Origin of the sequence: Rhizobium sp. YJ-22 (genome assembly GCF_029601685.1) — a bacterium.
GTDB lineage: Bacteria > Pseudomonadota > Alphaproteobacteria > Rhizobiales > Rhizobiaceae > Metarhizobium.
The window spans coordinates 531,518-552,106 of record NZ_JARRIR010000001.1 but is presented as its reverse complement, the minus strand read 5'-3'; the positions used below and the strand labels follow the sequence as shown (position 1 = coordinate 552,106).

At 61.8% G+C, this 20,589-nt stretch carries 23 protein-coding genes and 2 tRNA genes; 20 read left to right on the top strand and 5 right to left on the bottom strand.

The window, feature by feature from the left end; genetic code table 11:
- Nucleotides 1–90: 90 nt before the first annotated feature.
- Nucleotides 91–1,329 carry a glycosyltransferase gene (locus P7F60_RS02645; RefSeq protein WP_277916143.1) on the bottom strand — a complete coding sequence of 413 codons (1,239 nt, stop codon included), beginning with the start codon at nt 1,327–1,329 and terminating at the stop codon, nt 91–93.
- 204 nt (nt 1,330–1,533) lie between these two features.
- On the opposite strand from P7F60_RS02645, the gene P7F60_RS02640 reads away from it, so the two are divergent.
- The 8 genes from P7F60_RS02640 (at nt 1,534) to P7F60_RS02605 (ending at nt 9,543) form a co-directional block, all read left to right on the top strand.
- Nucleotides 1,534–2,976 carry an AMP-binding protein gene (locus P7F60_RS02640; protein WP_277916142.1) on the top strand — a complete coding sequence of 481 codons (1,443 nt, stop codon included), beginning with the start codon at nt 1,534–1,536 and terminating at the stop codon, nt 2,974–2,976.
- On the top strand, nt 2,973–4,061 hold the full coding sequence (locus tag P7F60_RS02635; protein WP_277916141.1) for an acyl-protein synthetase: 1,089 nt from the start codon (nt 2,973–2,975) through the stop codon (nt 4,059–4,061). The genes P7F60_RS02640 and P7F60_RS02635 overlap by 4 nt, the downstream gene beginning before the upstream one ends.
- Complete coding sequence (locus P7F60_RS02630; RefSeq protein WP_277916140.1) at nt 4,045–5,250, top strand: acyl-CoA reductase; 1,206 nt, start codon at nt 4,045–4,047, stop codon at nt 5,248–5,250. The genes P7F60_RS02635 and P7F60_RS02630 overlap by 17 nt, the downstream gene beginning before the upstream one ends.
- Nucleotides 5,251–5,339: 89 nt before the next feature.
- Nucleotides 5,340–5,582 carry an acyl carrier protein gene (locus P7F60_RS02625; RefSeq protein ID WP_277916139.1) on the top strand — a complete coding sequence of 81 codons (243 nt, stop codon included), beginning with the start codon at nt 5,340–5,342 and terminating at the stop codon, nt 5,580–5,582.
- Nucleotides 5,579–6,055: a 3-hydroxyacyl-ACP dehydratase FabZ family protein gene (locus P7F60_RS02620; RefSeq protein ID WP_277916138.1), complete on the top strand. Its 477-nt coding sequence runs from the start codon at nt 5,579–5,581 to the stop codon at nt 6,053–6,055. Before P7F60_RS02625 ends, P7F60_RS02620 begins: the two co-directional genes overlap by 4 nt.
- Nucleotides 6,056–6,066: 11 nt before the next feature.
- A complete protein-coding gene (locus P7F60_RS02615; protein ID WP_277916137.1) occupies nt 6,067–7,848 on the top strand; it encodes a thiamine pyrophosphate-binding protein in 1,782 nt (593 codons plus the stop codon).
- A gap of 13 nt (nt 7,849–7,861) precedes the next feature.
- Nucleotides 7,862–8,893 carry an N-acetylneuraminate synthase family protein gene (locus P7F60_RS02610; protein WP_277916136.1) on the top strand — a complete coding sequence of 344 codons (1,032 nt, stop codon included), beginning with the start codon at nt 7,862–7,864 and terminating at the stop codon, nt 8,891–8,893.
- Nucleotides 8,890–9,543 carry a hypothetical protein gene (locus P7F60_RS02605; protein WP_277916135.1) on the top strand — a complete coding sequence of 218 codons (654 nt, stop codon included), beginning with the start codon at nt 8,890–8,892 and terminating at the stop codon, nt 9,541–9,543. The genes P7F60_RS02610 and P7F60_RS02605 overlap by 4 nt, the downstream gene beginning before the upstream one ends.
- Nucleotides 9,544–9,622: 79 nt before the next feature.
- On the opposite strand, the gene P7F60_RS02600 is transcribed toward P7F60_RS02605, so the two are convergent.
- Both P7F60_RS02600 and P7F60_RS02595 read right to left on the bottom strand, forming a co-directional pair.
- The gene (locus P7F60_RS02600) at nt 9,623–10,654 is read right to left on the bottom strand and encodes a hypothetical protein (RefSeq protein WP_277916134.1); all 1,032 of its coding nucleotides are present in this window, start codon (nt 10,652–10,654) and stop codon (nt 9,623–9,625) included.
- A 114-nt stretch (nt 10,655–10,768) separates the two neighbouring features.
- Entirely contained in the window at nt 10,769–11,821 is a 1,053-nt protein-coding gene (locus P7F60_RS02595; RefSeq protein ID WP_277916133.1) for a dipeptidase, read from the bottom strand.
- Nucleotides 11,822–11,997: 176 nt separating this feature from the next.
- Here P7F60_RS02595 and P7F60_RS02590 point away from each other — a divergent pair, with 176 nt between their 5' ends.
- Entirely contained in the window at nt 11,998–12,321 is a 324-nt protein-coding gene (locus P7F60_RS02590) for a hypothetical protein (protein ID WP_277916132.1), read from the top strand.
- A gap of 53 nt (nt 12,322–12,374) precedes the next feature.
- Here P7F60_RS02590 and P7F60_RS02585 read toward each other — a convergent pair whose 3' ends face one another.
- Together P7F60_RS02585 and P7F60_RS02580 are read right to left on the bottom strand one after the other, a co-directional pair.
- Nucleotides 12,375–13,205, bottom strand: coding sequence for an alpha/beta hydrolase (locus P7F60_RS02585; protein ID WP_277916131.1), 831 nt, complete (start codon nt 13,203–13,205; stop codon nt 12,375–12,377).
- 238 nt (nt 13,206–13,443) lie between these two features.
- Nucleotides 13,444–13,518 (bottom strand) — tRNA-Thr (locus tag P7F60_RS02580).
- A 233-nt stretch (nt 13,519–13,751) separates the two neighbouring features.
- Here P7F60_RS02580 and P7F60_RS02575 point away from each other — a divergent pair.
- From P7F60_RS02575 to P7F60_RS02525, 11 genes are all read left to right on the top strand, one after another.
- Entirely contained in the window at nt 13,752–13,940 is a 189-nt protein-coding gene (locus P7F60_RS02575; protein ID WP_277916497.1) for a hypothetical protein, read from the top strand.
- A 109-nt stretch (nt 13,941–14,049) separates the two neighbouring features.
- Complete coding sequence (murA, locus tag P7F60_RS02570; protein ID WP_277916130.1) at nt 14,050–15,342, top strand: UDP-N-acetylglucosamine 1-carboxyvinyltransferase; 1,293 nt, start codon at nt 14,050–14,052, stop codon at nt 15,340–15,342.
- Nucleotides 15,343–15,506: 164 nt separating this feature from the next.
- Entirely contained in the window at nt 15,507–15,947 is a 441-nt protein-coding gene (locus P7F60_RS02565) for a DUF2948 family protein (protein WP_277916129.1), read from the top strand.
- Between the two features lie 50 nt (nt 15,948–15,997).
- Complete coding sequence (gene hisD / locus P7F60_RS02560) at nt 15,998–17,296, top strand: histidinol dehydrogenase (protein WP_277916128.1); 1,299 nt, start codon at nt 15,998–16,000, stop codon at nt 17,294–17,296.
- 4 nt (nt 17,297–17,300) lie between these two features.
- The gene (locus P7F60_RS02555; RefSeq protein ID WP_277916127.1) at nt 17,301–17,777 is read left to right on the top strand and encodes a UPF0262 family protein; all 477 of its coding nucleotides are present in this window, start codon (nt 17,301–17,303) and stop codon (nt 17,775–17,777) included.
- 34 nt (nt 17,778–17,811) lie between these two features.
- Nucleotides 17,812–18,255 (top strand): low molecular weight phosphatase family protein, encoded by a 444-nt coding sequence (locus P7F60_RS02550; RefSeq protein ID WP_277916126.1) that lies wholly within the window; start codon nt 17,812–17,814, stop codon nt 18,253–18,255.
- Nucleotides 18,256–18,396: 141 nt separating this feature from the next.
- Nucleotides 18,397–18,615: a translation initiation factor IF-1 gene (infA, locus tag P7F60_RS02545; protein WP_004117876.1), complete on the top strand. Its 219-nt coding sequence runs from the start codon at nt 18,397–18,399 to the stop codon at nt 18,613–18,615.
- 28 nt (nt 18,616–18,643) lie between these two features.
- Entirely contained in the window at nt 18,644–19,264 is a 621-nt protein-coding gene (locus P7F60_RS02540) for a Maf-like protein (RefSeq protein ID WP_277916125.1), read from the top strand.
- The gene (yacG, locus tag P7F60_RS02535; RefSeq protein ID WP_277916124.1) at nt 19,261–19,476 is read left to right on the top strand and encodes a DNA gyrase inhibitor YacG; all 216 of its coding nucleotides are present in this window, start codon (nt 19,261–19,263) and stop codon (nt 19,474–19,476) included. Before P7F60_RS02540 ends, yacG begins: the two co-directional genes overlap by 4 nt.
- 210 nt (nt 19,477–19,686) lie before the next feature.
- Nucleotides 19,687–19,762: transfer RNA gene (locus P7F60_RS02530), tRNA-Phe, on the top strand.
- A 310-nt stretch (nt 19,763–20,072) separates the two neighbouring features.
- The gene (locus tag P7F60_RS02525) at nt 20,073–20,552 is read left to right on the top strand and encodes a carboxymuconolactone decarboxylase family protein (protein ID WP_277916123.1); all 480 of its coding nucleotides are present in this window, start codon (nt 20,073–20,075) and stop codon (nt 20,550–20,552) included.
- The last annotated feature ends 37 nt before the right edge of the window (nt 20,553–20,589 follow it).

Below are 20,589 nucleotides of genomic sequence, written 5' to 3'. Positions count from 1 at the left end.
TTTTTCGGATAGCATGACGGGAACGAAAGCGCCGGGCGGAATGGCCGCCCGGCGCAAAATCGTCGGTCCTCGCGTGGGGCAGGGTTGCCGTCAGGCAGCCTTGTTCTTGGGTTTTGTATGCTTCGACGACATGACGGTGCCGATCGCTTCCCGGCGGATATCGATATTCGGGATTGGCAATGTGATGTCGTTGACGAGCTTGTAGAAGGCGGCTGGCGTATCGATGCCCGGTGTATTGTAGTCGATGAAGACACCTTCGTTGGAGAAGCCGGAAACGCGGATTTCGATATCCCGCTCCTTGAAGACCGGCTGGAAATATTTCCGGTAACGACCGTTGCACCATGTATCGACGGCCTGCTGATACATGCCCTTGACGATGTCGAATGCTTCCCTGTCCCTGAAGGCCTCGACATTGCGCTGGCAAGCGATGATGAAGTTCTTTTCCCAGCCGCCATAGGAGAATTTATATTTTGTCTTGTACCAGTGGATGGTCTGCCCGACGGTTGCCGTCAAGCCTGTCGCCAGCTTGAACGGGAAAGCCTGCACTTCTTCATCCAGATCGACGTCGCGACCGACTTCTCTGTTGAAGATCTCAGCCTTGCGCTTCATGTCGTCCAGGCGGCCGACGGCATAGGTATTGCTGAGCGGGCAAACGCCCATGACGCTCATCGGCCGCGGCGAGACGTAGAAACTCGTGCCATTGACGATGTTCTTGATGGCGCTGTCGTAGTCGACCGTCGGATTTTCGAAGTAGCGGCCATATTTGGTGCGAATTCTTTCGAGCAGGCGGCGGTGGATCGCCGAATGGTAGATCGACATGCCTGAGCATGGCACCATACCGGCGTCGTCCCAGCCGAACATGCGTTGTATGAGCAGATCGCGCGGCAGGATCAGCAGGTTGTCTTGAAAGGCGACGAAGAGGTTACCGGCAACAGGTTCGTCGCTGCTCGGCCAACGATAGTCCAGCGTGCCCCAGCTCAGGCCATCGACCTCAGGCGCATAGGCCTGGAGCCGCGTCAGAAGGCCGGCGATCTCGGGATCGGCATAGTCGTCGTCGCCAATGACCGTGACCCATTCGCCTGTCGTGGCTTCCACGGTTCGCTCCCAGTTGTCGACCATCGACAGGGTCGAACCGGTGGACGGCAGGTAGACAATGCGTGAATCCTTCAGTGTCGCCATGAAGTCGTTCATGACGCTCGCATCGTCGGAATTGTCGGTGAATACGAATTCGACGTCGGTCCGTGGCGATTCCAGCAAGGCGCGGATCGTTTCCTGGAAATAACGCTGCCGGTTGCGCGACGGCACGCAAATCGAAAGTTTCGGGGTCAAGTCCAAAGTCCTTCTGCAGTTCGCCTGAACGGGCCGCCGCAGGCGACGCCGATCATGCACGGCGCGTGGAGCCTGGTCGGCTTCTTTCGGCCCACACTAGACGGCGAAGCTGTCGTCAGACTGGATAGCGCCGCGTCCGGTTCCGCTTCGAGGCAAGCCAGGAGCAACCCTCGCGAACTAGAGAAATGGGTCATGGACACCGCCATGAACGATAATGCGACGCTGTTGCAGGTCGTCGCCAACCACGCCGATCGCATTCTGTTGCAATGTGACGACGGCGAGGCATTCGCATATGCCGCCGTGGCGGGGATTGCCGCGGAGCCTGCCTTTTGCGAGATGCGGCGTGCGCTCGTCTTCTGCCTGTGCGACAATGATCCCGGCGGCATTCTCGGCTATTTTGGCTTGCTGTATGCCAATGCAGTGCCGATGATGATTTCCGCTGGACTTCCGGCAGACCGATTGCGCGATCTGTTCGATATTTACCGTCCGGCCTATGTGTGGCTTCCCGAAAGCCGGATCGGCGAATTCGCCGCCGCAAAGATCACGCATCGGTTCAAGGGTTACTGCCTGTTGGCAACGGGCGTGACCGCGCAAGCCCCGCTGAATGACGCGCTTGCCCTTCTGCTTGGCACCTCGGGCAGCACCGGCAATCCGAAATTCGTGCGCCTGTCCCATGCCAATCTTCTCGCCAATGCGCGTTCGATCGTCACCTACCTGCAGATTGGCGCCGACGAAAAGCCGATCACCACCCTGCCGCCCACCTATTCCTACGGTCTCTCCATCCTAAACAGCCATGTTCTCGCGGGCAGCACCATTGCATTGACGGCGAAGACCTTCTTCGATCGCGGCTTCTGGGATTTCCTGAAGGCGACGGCAGCCACCAGCTTCGGCGGCGTTCCCTATCACTATGAAATGCTGAAGAAGCTTCGTTTCGCGAAGATGGAATTGCCGAGCCTGCGGTATGTCACGCAGGCCGGCGGACGCATGGAACCGGACGCGATGCGCGATTTCGCCGCCGTCTGCGCAGCAATGGGTGTCCGCTTCTTCTCCATGTACGGCCAGACTGAAGCGACCGCCCGCATGTCTTATCTCGAGCCGGAAAAGGCGGAAGCCAAGGCAGGCAGCATCGGCCGCGCTATCCCGGGCGGTCGGTTCCGGCTGCAGGATGATACGGGGCGGGACATCGAGGCGCCCGAAACGACAGGCGAGTTGGTGTATGAAGGCCCGAACGTCTGCCTCGGTTATGCGGAAAGCCGCGCCGATCTGGCGCTGGGCGATGAAAACGGCAGCGTGCTGCGCACAGGCGATCTCGCCCGCCGCGATCTAGACGGCGACTATATCATCGTCGGACGGTTGAAACGTTTCCTCAAGCTTTTCGGATATCGCGTCAACCTGCAGGACATCGAGAACGGTTTGAGGGCGGGTGGCCATGTGGTCGCCTGTGCCGGGCGCGACGATTTCCTGGAAATCTACCTGTCGCAAGGTACAGTCGAGGTCGGCCGCGCCGTCAAGGCGGGTTTGGTCGCGGAACTGAAGGTCAGCCCGACCGCCATTGGCGTCTATGGCGTCGCCAATCTGCCGCGTAGCGATGCCGGCAAGATCCAGTATGGCCAACTCGGCGCCCTCGTCAGGGAAACACTCGCATGAACGACATGGAAACGGCGCGTTGGCTGGAGCGCGATCCCTTTTCGATGCCCGCCGCCGAAAAGGCCAAGGCCTTGACGGCAACGTTGACAGCCCTGGTGCAATGGCATCGCAGCCATTGCCCCGATTACGGACGCATCCTCGACGTCGTTGCCGAACCCGGCATGCCCATCGACAGCCTGGAGGCGGTGCCGTTCATTCCCGTCCGGCTGTTCAAGGAGTTCGATCTTCTGAGCGTCGGGCGCGAACAGGTTTTCAAGACGATGACCTCGTCTGGCACCAGCGGCCAGCAGGTCTCGAAAATCTATCTCGACAAGGAAACCGCCTCGCTGCAGGGAAAGGTGCTGGTGCGGCTGATGGCCGAGGTGCTGGGCAGGAAGCGTCTGCCGATGCTGGTCATCGATTCACCCAGCGTCCTGAAGAACCGCAACGCCTTTTCCGCGCGCGGCGCCGGCATTCTCGGCTTTTCCCTGTTCGGGCAGGATGTGACCTATGCGCTGGACGAGGAGATGAACCTCGATCTCGCCGCCATCGATGCGTTCCTGGCGCGCCATACCGACCAGCCGATCTTCCTGTTCGGCTTCACCTTCATGATCTGGCAGCATTTCTACCAACCATTGAAGGCCCTGGGCCGCAAGCTCGCCATCGATCGCGGCATTCTGCTGCATGGCGGTGGTTGGAAGAAATTGCAGGACCAGGCCGTCGATACCCATGCCTTTCGCGCCGCCATGGTCGATTGCGCCGGCATAGGACGGGTGGTGAATTACTACGGCATGGTCGAACAGACCGGCTCGATCTTTCTCGAATGCGAACACGGCCATCTGCATGCACCGATCTATGCCGATGTCATCATCCGTAATCCCCGGGATTTCACGCCGATGGCGCAGGGCGAAACGGGGCTCATCGAGGTGATGTCGCTGATCCCCCGCAGCTATCCCGGCCATGCGCTGCTCACGGAGGATATCGGCCGCATCGAAGGCGAGGACGATTGCCCTTGCGGACGCCACGGCAAGTATTTCTCGGTCGCCGGGCGTGTCGCCAAGGCCGAAGCGAGGGGATGCAGCGATACCTATGAAACCCGTTCCTGACCTGCCGTTGACGCTGCGTGTCGGCGGTGCGCTTTCGGCACTGGAGACCACGCCGCTGCCGCCCTATTCGGCGCCGGCCATGGCTTTCCTGTCCGAGCTGTCGAAGGTGTTGCTGGCGCTGCCGGCCGCGCGCGAATTTCCCGATATCGCCGCCTTCGGTTACTGGTGCCGGGCTGCGAACCTGTCGAGGATGGCGCGCGAATTCGATACTCGCCATCCCCGCCTCGGGCGGGGGCTGGCCTTGCATATTGCGCCGGCCAACGTGCCGGTCAATTTTGCCTATTCCTTCGCGTTCGGCCTGTTGTCTGGAAATGCCAATATCGTGCGTATCCCCGATGCCGGCTTCGCGCAGGTCGATACCCTGTGCGCGGAGATCGCAAGGCTGTTTGCCAGCCCGCAGCACGCGCGCATCGCCGCGATGAACCGGCTGGTGACCTATCCCCGGAGCGACGAGATCACGGCTGCGATTTCCGCCGTCGCCCAGGCGCGCGTGCTGTGGGGCGGCGACCAGACAGTCTCGCATCTGCGCCGTTTGCCGGCGCATCCCCGCTGCGTCGACATCACCTTCGCCGACCGCTATTCCTTTTGCGTCATGGATGCTAAGAGGGTGCTTGAGACCGACGACCGCGCGCTCGGCGAACTGACGCGTGGTTTCTACAACGACGTCTTCTTTCTTGATCAGAATGCCTGCTCCTCGCCGCATCTTGTCATCTGGAAGGGTACCCAGGAGGCGGGTGCTGCAAAGCAGCGCTTTTGGGACGCGATATCGGCGCTTCTCGAACAGAAATACGACCTGGCGCCGGTTCATGCCGTCGACAAATACGTCCAGCTTTGCCGCGCGGCCATAACGCTGCCGCAGGCCGGTCATGCGGCGCGCGACGGCAACCTGCTCTACCGCGTGCCTTTGAAGGATTTGCCGCACGATATCGAGCGCCATCGCGGTCAGTTCGGGTTTTTCTACGAATATGTCACCGATGATTTCGGTTGTCTCGCTTCCATCGTCGGCGAACGTTACCAGACGCTGACCTGTTTCGGTGTCGACCGCGAGGCGATGGTGCGGCAGGTGATCGATCAGGGGCTGACCGGCATAGACCGCGTCGTGCCGGTCGGAAAGGCGCTCGACATGGGCGTTATCTGGGACGGCTACGATCTGATCGGCACGTTGACCCGCATCGTCAGTACAGCCTAGCGCAAGCCAGAAACGGCAGGGTGCCGCCACTGTATGTCAGGCGGCCGGACGATTCTGTTGCCGGCCATGCCAGTTGAGGACGTTCCACGATGAGCAATCGCGACAAGTACGACACCGCTTTCACCGAAACCTTCATGGTTGACGCCAGCGAACTGCCGGCCCTGAAATATCAGGAAATCCCAACCTGGGACAGCGTCGGCCACATGGCGCTGATGGCGGCCCTGGAAGAGGCGTTCGGCATCGAGATGGATATCGACGATATCATCGAATTTTCAAGCTATGAGGTCGGCCGCACGATTCTCAGGAAATACGACATCGAGCTGGCGGCATGAGCGATAATTCCGCGCCGCTTGCCTTCGACATCAACGGGATCATCCGCCACCAGCGCAATCGCTATCCGGTCCTGCTGATCGATCGCGTCACGGCTGTCGATCCGGGCAAGAGCGCCTCGGCAGTAAAATGTTTCACCTACAATGAATGGTTCTTTCCCGGTCATTTCGACGACGAGCCGAACGTGCCGGGTTTCATTCAGATCGAATCGCTGACCCAAACCTTCATCATGTCCTTCCTCTGCATGGGGGAATACTGCGGCATGAAGACCAATTTCGTCTCGGTCAACAATGTGAAGTTCAAGCGCAAGATCATCCCCGGCGACGTCCTGAAGATCGAGGCGACCCTGAAATCCTTCAAGCGCGGCCTGGCGATCGGTTCGGCCGAAAGCTGGGTGGAGGGTGAGGCGGCCTGCAGTGGTGATTTCGTCGTCGCCGTTCCTGACATCCTGAACCGGTACAAGCCGAAAGCCTGAACGGAAGCGCCATGCGAGTTGCCGACTATATCATGCAGCGTCTCGCCGAGGCCGGGATCGGGCATGTCTTCCTGGTCACCGGTCGCGGCGCACTTTTTCTCACCGATGCGCTGGCCAAGCATGAAGGATTGAAGCCCGTCTCCGTTCATCACGAGCAATCGGCCGCTTTCGCAGCGGTCGCTTATGCCCAGCAGAACGGCAATCTCGGCGCCTGCCTCGTCTCGACGGGATGTGCATCGACCAACACGATCACCGGTGTCCTCACGGCCTGGCAGGACGGCACGCCCTGCATCGTGATCTCCGGCCAGAACATGCTGAAGGAAACGACGCGCTATACCGGCATTCCCTTGCGGACCTACGGCCAGCAGGAAGCGGATATCATCTCGATCGTCAAGCCGATCACCAAATACGCAACGATGATCACCGAAGCCGGCCAGATCGTCGAGGCCATGGATAAGGCGCTGACGCTTGCGACCACCGGCCGCAAGGGGCCGGTCTGGATCGACGTGCCGCTCGATCTGCAAAGCGCGCAGATCGATCCGGAAACTCTGGCGCGGCCGCCTGTTGTGTCAGACTTGCCTGTCGCCTCGGATGCGGATGTGGCATTCCTGCTGGACGCGCTGCAACAGGCCAGCCGTCCCGTCGTGCTGATTGGCAGCGGTGTGCGCTCCGCCGGCGCGGAGGCGGCGTTCCGCCGTTTTGTCGAGGCGCGCAATCTTCCGGTGACCTTCGCATCGTCTGCCCCGGACACTTATGGCAGTGCAAATCCGCTGTCCATCGGCTCTGTCGGCGCGATGGGATGCTCGCGTGCCGGCAATTTCGCCGTGCAGAATGCCGACCTCGTGCTGGTGCTCGGCTGCCGCCTGACATCGCTGACGACGGGTCCGGATTTTTGCAAGTTCGCCCGCGCCGCAAGAACGGTCGTCGTCGATCTCGATCCCGTCGAGCACAGCAAGGACATGGTACGGATCGACCGCTTGATTCATGCCGAGCTCGGCGCGCTTCTGGACCGGTTGAACGCAGCCGACGTTCACCCCGTCGATGCGACCTGGACAACGAAATGCCGGCATTGGAAAACTATTTTCTCGGATGTTGAGCCGGCGTTCCGCGATCCCGAACGCATCGACCTCTACGAACTGGCAGATTGCCTAGGCGCCAAGATGCCGCAGCAATCGACGCTGGTGACCGATTCCGGCCTGAACGAGGTCATTCTGCCGACCAATATTCCTTTTCGCGACGGGATGAGCTGTGTGCATCCGACGATGCAGGGCGCGATGGGTTTTGCGCTGCCGGCGGCCATAGGCGCCTATTTTGCCCGTCCGCAGCCGGTGGTCGCCGTCATCGGCGACGGCTCGGTGATGATGAACCTGCAGGAGCTGGAGACCATTCGCTACAACCGGCTGCCGCTCAAGCTCGTCATCGTCAACAACAATGTCTATTCGATCATCCGCCGGCGCCAGCAGGATCTGTTCCGCAAGCGCGTGATCGGCACCGACCCGGCCAATGGCGTCAGCGTGCCCGATTTCGCCAAGGTCGCCGATTGCTTTGGGTTCGATTATATCCGCATCGACACGCCAGCCGGCCTGGAAAGCGGCATCGACGATCTGCTCGGCCGTGACGGGCCGGTGATCTGCGAGATCATGGGCCGCGCCGACCAGGAATATATCGAGCTTGGCCAGGCCCGAAGCCAAGTGGATCGCCGCTTCGTGCGCCGGCCGCTGGAAGATCAAATTCCGTTTCTCGATCGCGATCTTTTCCTGTCGGAAATGCTCATCGAACCGATCGATCAGTAAGAGCGAGCGCAGCATGGCTATCGTCACCCTTCGCAACGGCCGCCGCATCGGCGATTATCTGGCGCCCTATGTCATTGCGGAACTGAATACCAGCCATTTCGGCGACATGGCGATCGCCCGCCAGATGATCGACCAGGCAAAGGCCGCCGGCTGCGATTGCGTCAAGTTCCAGTCCTGGAGCACGCAGTCGCTTTATGCAAACAGCTATTACAGAACGAATGCGATCGCCAAGCGCATCGTCAACAAGTTCGCGCTCCCCGATGACGCGCTCGCCGAACTCGCCGCCTATGCGTGCGAGATCGGCATCGACTTCGCCTCAACGCCCTATTCCCGCCATGAGGCGGAATTCCTGGTGCGAACCTGCGCAGTTCCCTTCGTCAAGATCGCGTCGATGGAGCTCAACAATCTTCCCTATCTGCGCTATCTCGGCGAACTCGGCGCGCCGCTTGTCCTGTCGACCGGCATGGGAACGCTGGAGGAAATCATCAGGGCGGTGCGCGCGATCGAAAAAACCGGCAATCGCCAGATCATCGTCCTGCATTGCACCTCCGTCTATCCGGCTCCGCCGGAGGTCATCCGCCTGAACAATATCCTCGGACTTCGCAGCGAATTCCCCGACTATCCGATCGGATATTCGGATCATTCGATCGGCAGCGAGATTCCCGCAGCCGCCATCGCACTCGGCGCCGCCGTGATCGAAAAGCACTTCACGCTCGACAGTTCGCGCATCGGCATGGACAACCAGATGGCGACCGAACCGGAAGAGATGAAGACGATGATCGCCGCTTGCCACAAGGTTCACGCAGCACTTGGTGGCTCGGGACGCATTCTCGACCCCTCGGAGATTGATCAGATCCCCAAGATGCGCCGCAGCATCGTTTCGGCGCGCGCGCTCACCGCCGGGACCGTGCTGTCCGTCGACGATCTGGATGCCAAGCGGCCGGGAACCGGCATTGCGCCGACCGAAATCGATCGCGTGATCGGCAAGCGCCTGCTTGTCGATCTCGAGTCTGACGAGACCCTGCTTCCGGAGCATTTCGAATGACGGGCACCCTGACGCTGGATGCGGCGAAAGCCTATATATGCGATATCGTCGCGGACCGGATTTCAGCCGAGATTGTCCTTCGTGACGATGCCGGGGTGGAAATCGGGCGACTTGTGCCGCTGACCACGCGCCATCTCGATGACGACGTCATCATCGGCAAACTCACCGATTGGCGCAACGCCAATATGGCGTCTTTCATGACCCAGTTTACCGCAACGCCGGGGAGGACACGCAACTGGCTCCGCAACGTGGTCTTTAAAAACCACACGCAGCTTATGTTCCTGATCTATGCCGGCGACCTGCTGATCGGCCATTTCGGTTTCAAGGATCTGGACGAGCGCGAAGTCCTGCTTGACAACGCCATGCGTGGCGAGCGCGGCGGCCATCCTAAGCTGTTGCCGGTCGCCGGCCGAATCCTCATCGGCTGGCTGTTCGACAGGACGCCCGTCGACACGGTCTATGGCTATGTTCTGGCGAAGAACGCGGCTGCGATCATGATGAACAAGGCCATGGGTTTCGGCCTGTGGGAAAAATATCCCTTGAACAGGCAAATAACCGACAGCGAGATACGCTGGGATCTCGGGCCCAAGGGGGGGCGAAGCAATTACGATCTCTATTGCTATCGTGTCGAGGTCAGTCGCCCCCAATAGAGTATTTCCACGAAAATGCGAACCGGTTTTCCGTCCTGAAATGCTCTGGAACCGGGCGGGAGGCGGTTTTGCCCGGTCTTCACGCGATGCCCTCAAAGGTCTTGGCCGCCTTGAAATAGGTGATGTAATCTTCCTTCAAGCCGTCGCGAATCTGATTGGCCATGACGAGGGCGATCTGGAAGTGCCCTATCGGATCCGGCTCGGCTGCGGCAAGCTCGGCCAGATATCGCATGGTGTCGGTGTGGTTTTTCGGCCGCTCGGCGATCTCTTTGAGGAAGATGCTGAAAACCATGCCGCTGAGTGCCGCCGTCGCATTCGCCATGCCTTCCGGCGTTAACCCTGCAATCCGCGCGGATACGAAGACGAACATGTCGAGATAAAGCAGAAGGACATGGTATTTCTGACTGTCGGCCGGCAATCCCACGGCCAGATAGCTGTCGACGATCTTCTGGTCGACGATCGTCTTGTTCTTCCACCCTTCGAAATTGTAACGAAAGGTCGTTCCGGCATCGCGCGCCATTTTGCCATAGGCAAACAGGGAGCCGAGTTGCGACCAGTCGCAATAAGCCCCCCTTGTCGGATGATGTCGCGAGAAAAGTTCCATCAGGTTGATATACTGGTTGCGACGGAAAATGCTGTAGAACGCACTGTTGTCGCCCCCGGCAAGGCCAAGATATTCAAGAATGCGATCCGAGGGTTTTTCTCCTGCGATCGCATAATTCTTGACCCGCAGGACGCCCTTGGCTTCGGTCCAGACCTCCGTGATCGGACGTACACCGACATGATCGGCGGGAAGCGAGGCAAAATCGAAGGCCGGAACGGCAGGATCGAATGCCAATTCGTCGTCATCGCCCATTGGCATAAGAAAGGGTGTACGACTGCCATGCATCGCGGCAAGAAAATTGCGGGTGCCATCGAGTGTCGGATCGACGATATAGGTCAGCCGCGGCGAACGGCCCTGCCAGTAGGCCCGCTTTTCCGCATCGCCGGAATTGTCGGAGACCACGAGCAGCGCGTCCTTGGCCTCGCAATAGGCCAACGCCGTTTCGATGGCGCGGTGGGAGGTCGCCAACGGGCGGTTGCTGGGCATGCAGATGGAAAGATGCGGCATCGTTCGCTCCGGCTGATGCGGGGCGCGCGAAGCAACGTCTGCGAATCGCTGTCCCTGACCAGGAGAGTTTTGCGCGCACGGCCGAAAGTCAATCGCTGTTTGCCGGGAGGTCGTTCAGCTTTCCTTCCAGGCCTTGGCGAGGATGCGCAGCCAGTTTTTCCTGCAGAGCTTGTCGAGCGCCTCGCCCTCGTAGCCCGCTGCCTTCAGCGCCTCGACGAAACGCGGCAGGCCGCTCGCGTCGCCGATGACGGACGGGATGGTGGCGCCGTCGAAATCCGAGCCGATGGCGACACAGTCGATGCCCATGCGGTTCACCATGTAATCGACATGGCGGATCATGTCGGACAGCGGCGTGTCAGGATTTTCCTGGCCGTCGGGGCGCAGCATGGTGACGGCGAAGTTGAGGCCGGCAAGGCCACCCGTGTCGCGGATCGCGTCCATCTGCCGGTCGGTGAGGTTGCGCGCCACCGGCGTCAGGGCATGGGCATTGGAATGGCTGGCGACCAGCGGCTGGTCGCTGATGCGCGCCACGTCCCAGAAGCCCTGCTCGGTGATATGGGCAAGATCGATGACGATGCCGAGCCGGTTGCAGGCGCGCACCAGGTCGAAACCGGCCTCCGTCAGGCCGGGTCCGGTATCGGGCGACTTCGGAAAGGCGAAGGGCACGCCATGGCCGAAGAGATTGTGGCGGCTCCAGACCGGCCCCAGCGAGCGCAGCCCGGCGGCATAAAAAACCTCCAGCGCTGAAAGATCGCGGTCGATCGCCTCACAGCCTTCCATGTGCAGCACGGCGGCGAAGACGCCGTCAGCCATCGCCCGGCGGATATCGTCTGTGCTGCGGCACAGGCGCCAGGCTCCGGCCTGGTGCAGGCGCAGGGCAATCGCGGCCTTCTGCAACGCGATATCGAGCGACGGCGGCCGCTCCAGCGGCGTGGCGAGCGGCGTCTCGTAATGGCCGAGCGCATCCGGACGTTTCAGGTGGATATCGCCGGAGGGGATATAAATGGCGCAGAAGCCGCCGGCGAGATGACCGAGGCGGGCGCGGGGCGCATCGATATGGCCGTCGGTCGTGCCGCGGGCGAATTCGTCGACGGCGTCGCCGCCGGCCTTCTGGTTCTGCCACAGTCGCAGCAGCACGTCGTTATGACCGTCGAAGATTGTTTGCATCTGTCATCCGTCGCAATCGGTTTCCGGGGTGTCCGATGACGCCACCGGCCTATCCAGGGATGCTTAGCGCATCGGGCCGCGAGTCGGAATCGAAAATTATTCTCCCGAATACTCTCGGGAACAAGCATGGCGCAGGTGGGTTAGACCTCCATCAGTTATCGGACAAAGGAGTGACGATGATGTTCAGGACCATAGCCGTAGCTGCCATGGCGTTCGGCCTTGCCAGCGGCGCCTTCGCCCAGTCGGACAGCAACTCGGCCGGCAGCGGCGCCGGCGGCAAGGGCGATAGCCCGATGCAGATGTGGAAGGGCCCGATCGGCGATACCTTCTTCAGCGACATGACCAGCGGAAAGCTGCGGCCACAGGCCGATATCCACAAGCGCTGGGCAAAATTGACCAAGGCCCAGAAGAACAAGGTGCATGACGACTGCAAGACGGTCGACGCCCAGAACCCGACCGGCTCGATGGCCGAGGCCTGCAAGATGGTCAAGTCGATGTAGCGGCCGGCTGGTCCTGCAAAGCGCCTCGGGCCGGGCAACCGGCCCGAAGCCGTTCAGGCGTCGATGAGCGTGCGGGTCAGCGGATGATCCGCATCCGTGAGGCCGTCGATGACGTTGAAATGATGCCGGTCCGGCTCGGCATAGGCTGCGGTTTCCGCCCCGAGACCGGTCCAGATATTGGCAAGCAGGGCGCTCTGGCGCAGAAATTCGGCGCGTTCGCCGGCACCCACCCAGCAGGTGATTCGCGCGCCCGCCATCGGCTGCAGCAGCGCCGGGCTTTCCGATTCGGCCTCTGCGGCATCGAGATGCAGCACCTCGTTCATCTCCGTTTTCATGATCGGCCTGAGATCGTGCAGGCCTGAAATCGACACCGTATGGCGGATGCGGCGGCGGATGCCTTCCTCAAGCGGCGCATCGGCGCAATTCATGCGGCTGACCAGGTGCCCGCCGGCGGAATGGCCGGTGAGGAAAAGCGGCCCTTCGACCATGCCGGCCGCCGCGGTGATGGCGGCGCCGATCTCGCGGGTGATGCCGGCGATACGATTTTCCGGGCAGAGCGTGTAAGAGGGAAGGGCGACGGCAAAACCGCTATCGACGGAGCCCTTGGCGAGATGCGACCAGAAGCTCTTGTCGAGCAGATGCCAGTATCCGCCATGCACGAAGACGACGAGGCCCTTGGGCTTGCCCTCCGGAAGGAAAAGATCGAAACGGTTTCGCGTCCCCTCGCCATAGGGCAGATCCAGCCGGGCGCGCCCGGCGCCTGCCATTTCCATGCGAAACGTCTCGGCCGGCCCGACCCAGGCCGCCGGCCAGCGATTGCCGCCGGGAATATGGGCGCCATTGGCATAGGCGTTGTCCCAGTCGGTGATCTTGTGCAGAATCATGTAGCGCCCCGTTCTTGACTGCAGCCTTTCGGCCGTTGCTGGGGATATTTCAATCTTCAAATGTATCCAATTGCAAGACGGAATACGCCAACCGGTCGGTCGTCGTGGCGAAATCGGGTCATGGCGGCGCCCCGGGAGACATGCCGAAGTGGATATCATGACGGCAGGGAATCCCGCGTCAGTTTCCGGATCGTTTCCGCAGAGCGTGCCGAGTTCGAAAAAAGCATGTCGGGAGAAATGGTGCTGCAGAAGAGGATTGAACTCTCGACCTCTCCCTTACCAAGGGAGTGCTCTACCACTGAGCTACTGCAGCAGGATCGCTCGGGAAGGCCGTGAAGACCGGCTCCGTTGCGAGCGAGGCGGCTAATGCCATAGCTTCCGGCCGAGCGCAAGCTTCAATTTCACGATCCCCTCAAGAAATCTGTAAAACCCGAAACTCTTTCGATCCGTGCCGTTTTCGTTTATGCAGGCAGGATGCACGAAACGCAGTCCGAAAACACACCCGCCGCACCAGCGCAAAAGCCCGTGGCGCCGGAAGAAAAGCCGGTGGAGACCCAAGCCGCGCCGGCGGAAAAACAGGCGATGCGAACCGCCGCCGACCAGCGGCGCGCGCGGGCTGCGGCAAAACTTCGGGAAAATCTTCTGCGCCGCAAACAGCAGAGCCGGGCGCGCCGCGCCGGCGAGGCGGATCAGGCAAGCGGGCTGCCTGCCGCAAAATTGGACGAATCGTCGTGATTCCTCCGCTCACACATTCCGCAACGTCCGGCGCATCACCCAAGCACATGCCGGTTCCGGCAAACATCTGACCAAGGGAAGGCGGGCGGGGGCCCGTGGGTAAACACATATGGACCGCATCAGAATCGTAGGGGGCAACCAGCTCAACGGCGTGATCCCGATCTCGGGCGCCAAGAACGCGGCGCTGCCTTTGATGATCGCCTCGCTGCTGACCAGCGACACGCTGACGCTCGAGAACGTGCCGCATCTGGCCGATGTCGAGCAGCTCATCCGCATCCTCGGCAATCACGGCGTCGATATCGCCGTCAACGGCCGGCGCGAGCGCCAGGGCGATTCCTATTCGCGCACCATCCATTTCACCTGCCGCACCATTGTGGACACGACGGCGCCCTATGAGCTGGTGTCGCGCATGCGCGCCAGCTTCTGGGTCATTGGCCCGCTGCTCGCCCGCGAGGGCAAGGCGCGCGTCTCGCTGCCGGGCGGTTGCGCTATCGGCACGCGGCCCGTCGACCTGTTCATCGACGGCCTGCAGGCGCTCGGCGCCACCATGGAGATTGACGGCGGCTACATCAACGCCACCGCCCCGCGCGGCGGCCTGATCGGCACGCGCTACACCTTCCCGAAGGTTTCGGTCGGCGCCACGCATGTGATGCTGATGGCCGCCAGCCTGGCGCGCGGCACCACCGTCATCGGCAATGCCGCCCGCGAGCCCGAAGTCGTCGACCTCGCCCAGTGCCTGAACGCCATGGGCGCCAAGATTTCCGGCGCCGGCACCTCGACCATCACCATCGAGGGCGTTTCCTCGCTGTCGGGTGCGCGCCACCGCGTGCTGCCGGATCGCATCGAGACCGGCACCTATGCCATGGCGGTCGCCATGACCGGCGGCGATGTGCTGCTGGAAGGCCCGCGCGCCTCGCTGCTCGACACCGCGCTGGAAGCCATCCGCCGCGCCGGCGCCGAGATCACCGAGACGGAAGCCGGCCTGCGCGTCGTGCGCAACGGCGGCGGCATCAAGCCGGTCGACGTGGTCACCGATCCCTTCCCGGGCTTCCCCACCGACCTTCAGGCGCAGTTCATGGCGCTGATGACCCGTTCCGGCGGCATGTCGCACATCACCGAGACCATCTTCGAAAACCGTTTCATGCATGTGCAGGAACTGGCCCGTCTCGGCGCCCGCATCTCGCTTTCCGGCCAGACGGCCAAGATCGAGGGCGTCGAGCGCCTGCGCGGCGCCCCCGTCATGGCGACAGACCTGCGCGCTTCGGTGTCGCTGGTCATCGCCGGCCTGGCGGCCGAGGGCGAGACCATGGTGTCGCGCGTCTACCACCTCGACCGTGGCTTCGAGCGCCTGGAAGAGAAGCTGACCCGCTGCGGCGCCATTGTCGAGCGCGTCAGCGACTGATCCGCTAAATCGAACAGCCGATCGCGCGTTGCCGTCCGCGATGCGCGATCGGCTGTCCGTCAATGCGGTTCCAGGTTGCGTAACCGCGCGATGCGTCCTATCTCCTTCATCAGGTTCGTGATCGGGCGGCCCTGAGGCGCTCGCAGAAGAGGTATGACGACGGCATGGCTGACCTGAAGCTTCTGGCGCTGGATTCCGAAGACCTGGCGATCATTTCCGCTCACATGCAGGACAGCGTGTTCAGAACGGAGGCCGTATCGTTTTCGGCGAAGGCCGGCGTGTTCACCATCGCCGCCAATCGCTTCGCCTGGGAGGCGGCGGACGATGCGGTCAAGACCTTCGAACGCCGTCGCACGCTGCTGGTGTTTAAGCGCGTGCGCCAGGTCCGCTCCGTCGGCATCGACCGCACATCGTCCGATGATGTGCATTCGCTGCTGGCGATTCGTTTTTCTCCCGCCGGCGAAGGGCCGGACGGAACAATCGAATTGACCCTGTCGGGCAAGGCCGCTATCGCCCTGGATGTGGAATGCATCGAGGTTCAGCTTGCAGATACGGGCGCGGCATGGGAAACCGGATCGAAGCCTCGGCATCCGGAAGCATCCTGACGCCGCGGGGGCGCGGCTGAGCGCAGGCGTAATCGAGAGGGTGAAGACGAGTGGCGATCTGGCTGGAACAGGCATCGGCCGATTTCGAAAAGCGGTTTGCCGCTTTCCTGACAACCAAGCGTGAGGTTTCCGAAGACGTCAACACCGCCGCGCGCGCCATTATCGACGATGTGCGCGCCCGTGGCGATGCGGCGCTGGCGGAATATTCGGCCCGTTTCGACGGCGTCGATTTCTCGGTCAAGCCGATGCGCGTGCCGCAGGCGGAAATCGACGCGGCCTTCGCGAAAGTCGAGCCCGCCGTGATCGAGGCGCTGCGGCTTGCCGCCGCCCGTATCGAAAAGCATCATGCCCGCCAGAAGCCGAAGGACGATATCTATGAGGACGAGATCGGCGTCGGCCTCGGCTCGCGCTGGACGGCCATCGATGCCGTCGGCCTCTATGTGCCCGGCGGCACGGCGAGCTATCCGAGTTCCGTGCTGATGAACGCCGTGCCGGCCAGTGTTGCCGGCGTGCCGCGCATCGTTATGGTCGTGCCGGCGCTGAAAGGCGAGATCAATCCGGCGGTGCTGGCCGCCGCAAAGATTGCCGGCGTCGAGGAAATCTACCGCATCGGCGGCGCACAAGCGATCGCGGCGCTGGCCTATGGCACGGAGAGCATCGCGCCCGTCGCCAAGATCGTCGGGCCGGGCAACGCCTATGTCGCCGCCGCCAAGCGCATCGTCTTCGGCACGGTCGGCATCGACATGATCGCCGGCCCTTCGGAAGTTCTCGTCATCGCCGATCGCGACAACGATCCCGACTGGGTCGCCGCTGACCTTCTGGCCCAGGCCGAGCATGATCGCGGCGCGCAGGCGATCGTCATCACCGACGACGCCGATTTCGGCAAGGCGGTCGAACAGGCCGTGGAGCGCCAGTTGAAGCAGCTTGGCCGCGCCGAGACGGCCGCCGCGAGCTGGGCCGATTTCGGCGCCATCATCCTGGTGGAAAAGCTTGAAGATGCCCTGCCGCTCGCCAACCGCGTCGCCGCCGAGCATCTGGAACTGGCGGTCGAAGATCCCGACAGCCTGCTGCCCGGCATTCGTAATGCCGGCGCCATCTTCATCGGCCGTCATACGCCGGAAGTGATCGGCGATTATGTCGGTGGCTCCAACCATGTGCTGCCGACGGCGCGTTCGGCGCGCTTCTCCTCCGGCCTGTCGGTGCTGGATTTCGTCAAGCGCACCTCGATCCTGCGGCTCGGGCCGGATCAGTTGCGGGCCCTGGGGCCGGCGGCGATCACGCTGGCGCAATCCGAGGGGCTGGATGCCCATGCCCGCTCGGTCGGCATTCGATTGAATCTGGGAGAATAACGCGATGGCGGCGTCCGGCACCCACAGGCTTTGCGACGTCGTTCTCGACGAGACGATCGGCCGGTCGACGCCGGATGTCGAGCACGAGCGGGCAGTCGCCATCTTCGATCTCATCGAGGAAAACAGCTTCGCGCCCGTCGGTCATCCCGGCGGGCCCTATCGCCTCAACCTGTCGCTGATGGATTCCAAGCTGGTGCTGGCGATCAAGACCGAGTCCGGTGAGGATGTCACCACCCATATCCTGTCGCTGACGCCGTTTCGGCGCACGATCAAGGATTATTTCATGATCTGCGAGAGCTATTACGAGGCGATCCGCTCGGCGACGCCGAGCCGTATCGAGGCGATCGACATGGGCCGGCGCGGCATCCATAATGAAGGCTCGCAGACGCTGATGGATCGCCTGAAGGGCAAAATCGACATCGATTTCGATACGGCGCGGCGGCTGTTCACGCTGGTCTGCGTGCTCTACTGGCGCGGGTAGCCTCTTGATCGGGCTCGTCGATCCCGGCCGGAAGATGCCTCGCGCGATCCTGTTCATGTGCGGCATGAATTCGATACGGTCGCCGATGGCCGAGGCGCTGGCGCGCCAACTCCTGCCCTCCGGCACCTATGTGGCTTCAGCCGGTGTCCGGCGCGGCGAACGCGATCCCTTCGTCGACGTGGTCATGGACGAAGCCGGCATTTCGCTCGGCAAGCGCCAGCCGCAGACGCTGGACGATCTGGAGGACGACTATTTCGACCTGATCGTGACCCTGGCGCCCGAAGCCCATCATGCCGCCCTGGAACTGACGCGCTCCATGGCCGTCGATGTCGTCTACTGGCCGACCCTCGACCCGACGCTGGCGACCGGCACGCGCGCCCAGATCGTCGACGCCTATCGCGAGGTGCGCGACCATCTGGAGCGGCTCATCCGCCAGCAATTGATGCCGAAAGCGGTGCCGGGAGCCGAAACAGCCTGAAACAAAGCGGAAAACCGCCATGAACGAGGTTCACAAAGCCGCGCCGATTGTGTAGTTTCCGCCAAATTTCGCAGCGCCCCCGTCGGGCCGGGCCTTTGCCCTGTTCCGCGCTGGCCGAAAAATCAGAAAGAAAACGAGTATATGCCGAAAGAAGAAGTCCTCGAATTCCCGGGTGTCGTCACCGAACTGCTGCCCAATGCCACGTTCCGCGTCAAGCTGGAAAACGAACACGAGATCATCGCCCATACCGCCGGCCGCATGCGCAAGAACCGCATCCGCGTTCTCGCCGGCGACAAGGTTCTGGTCGAGATGACGCCCTACGACCTGACCAAGGGCCGCATCACCTATCGCTTCAAGTGAGCCTGCCGTGCGGCGGGTGTAGGAGCCCATGGTGCTGAAGAACAAGCTGATCCTCGCCTCCGGTTCGCCCCGGCGCGTCGAATTGCTCGGCCAGGCAGGCCTCGAACCCGCCCGGCTGATGCCGATGGACGTTGACGAGACGCCGAAGAAGGCGGAGCATCCGCGCTCGCTGGCGCGGCGCCTCTCCGGCGAGAAGGCGGAAGCCTCGTTTCGCGCCATCAAGGGCGATCCCGCCTGGCAGGGCAGCTATATCCTCGCGGCCGATACCGTCGTGGCCGTTGGTCGCCGCATCCTCGGCAAATGCGAATATGCCGACGAGGCGTCTTCGGCGCTCAATCTGCTGTCGGGGCGCAATCACCGCGTCTATACCGGCATCTGCCTGATCACGCCGGATGGCCGGTTGCGCCAGAAGATCGTTGAATCCAAGGTGCGTTTCCGCCGTCTGTCCGCCGCCGATATCGACGCCTATCTGGCGTCGGGCGAATGGCGCGGCAAGGCGGGCGCCTATGCCATCCAGGGCATCGCCGGCAGCTTCGTGCAGAAGCTCGTCGGCTCCTATACCAATGTCGTCGGCCTGCCGCTTTACGAGACGACGCTGCTGCTGGCCGGCGAAGGCTTCGACATCCGCGCCGGATGGGGCGAACGATGAGCGGCGACGACGACGAGCGTAACGCCGGCAAGGTGGCGCCGCTGCGCAAGACCGTTCCTTGCCCCGAATGCGGCCGCCCTTCGGCGCGCGACCACTACCCCTTTTGCTCGGATCGCTGCCGCTCGCTCGACCTTGCCCGTTGGCTGAACGGTTCCTACGCCATTCCGGTGGCTGACGACGAGTCGAAGGCCGACGGCGACGACGAAACGTGACCGCGACCGCAATCCCGGCCGCGCTCTCGTCAGAAATCTCTTTAAAAATCCATTTCTTTCAAATGGATAAGAGAAAACAAAAACTCCCGTCAAAAAAGTGTCGTTTGACGCTGGACATCGCGAAATAGGATGTTATAACCCCGCTCGTTCACGGGGAAACCAAGCCCCGGCGGCTCCAAAAGAGCCGGCATGGCCCACAAGGCCAGGAATGCCCGGATAGCTCAGTTGGTAGAGCAGCGGATTGAAAATCCGCGTGTCGGTGGTTCAAATCCGCCTCCGGGCACCATTTCCCTTTCGCAATGCCGCCGTCCAACCCATCGCGCGTGTTCTCCGTCGCTTGCTACGGCGCACCATTTTCCTTGAATTGAATGAAGATTGTTCAGGTTCGCTGGTGACAGTGTGGCCTTCTTGCATTTACCGGACGCGACCCGTCTTTCGCGAATTTGCTGGCATTCCGCCATTTTCCTCACATTTTGCAGGGCGCTCTCGCATCCTGGCAGGAGGCGCCATTTTCCGTGTCGGGGCTTTACAGCAATCAATTAAGGATATAGAAAATCCTTAAGGATAATTTATATCCGTAATTGAGGAACCAAGTCATGACGCAACGCCTGAATTACAGCCAGCAGTCACCGGAAATTTTCAAGAAACTCGTCGATCTCTCAACCGCCGTGAAACAGAGTTCCATCGATGCCGGCCTTTTGCATCTGATCGATATCAGGGTTTCGCAACTCAATGGCTGCGCCTTCTGCCTCGATATGCATGTGAAGGAAGCCAAGATTCACGGCGAGCGGGAGCTGCGGCTGCATCACTTGGCGATCTGGCGCGAATCGCCACTTTTCGACGCCCGCGAGCGCGCCGCCTTCGCCTGGGCGGAAGTGCTGACCCGCATTCCGGCCGAAGGTGTGTCCGACGAGGCATTCGCCGAGCTGCGCACCCATTTCTCCGACAAGGAGATTGCCGACCTGACTTTCGCGGTCATGACCATCAATGCCTGGAACCGCGCCGGCGTCGCGTTTCGCGCGCCTCCGGGCTCCGCCGACAAGCTCTATGGGCTCGACAAGGCAAATCTCTCTTGAGGCCCTCGAACACAAACGCCGCGCTAAAATTATCGCG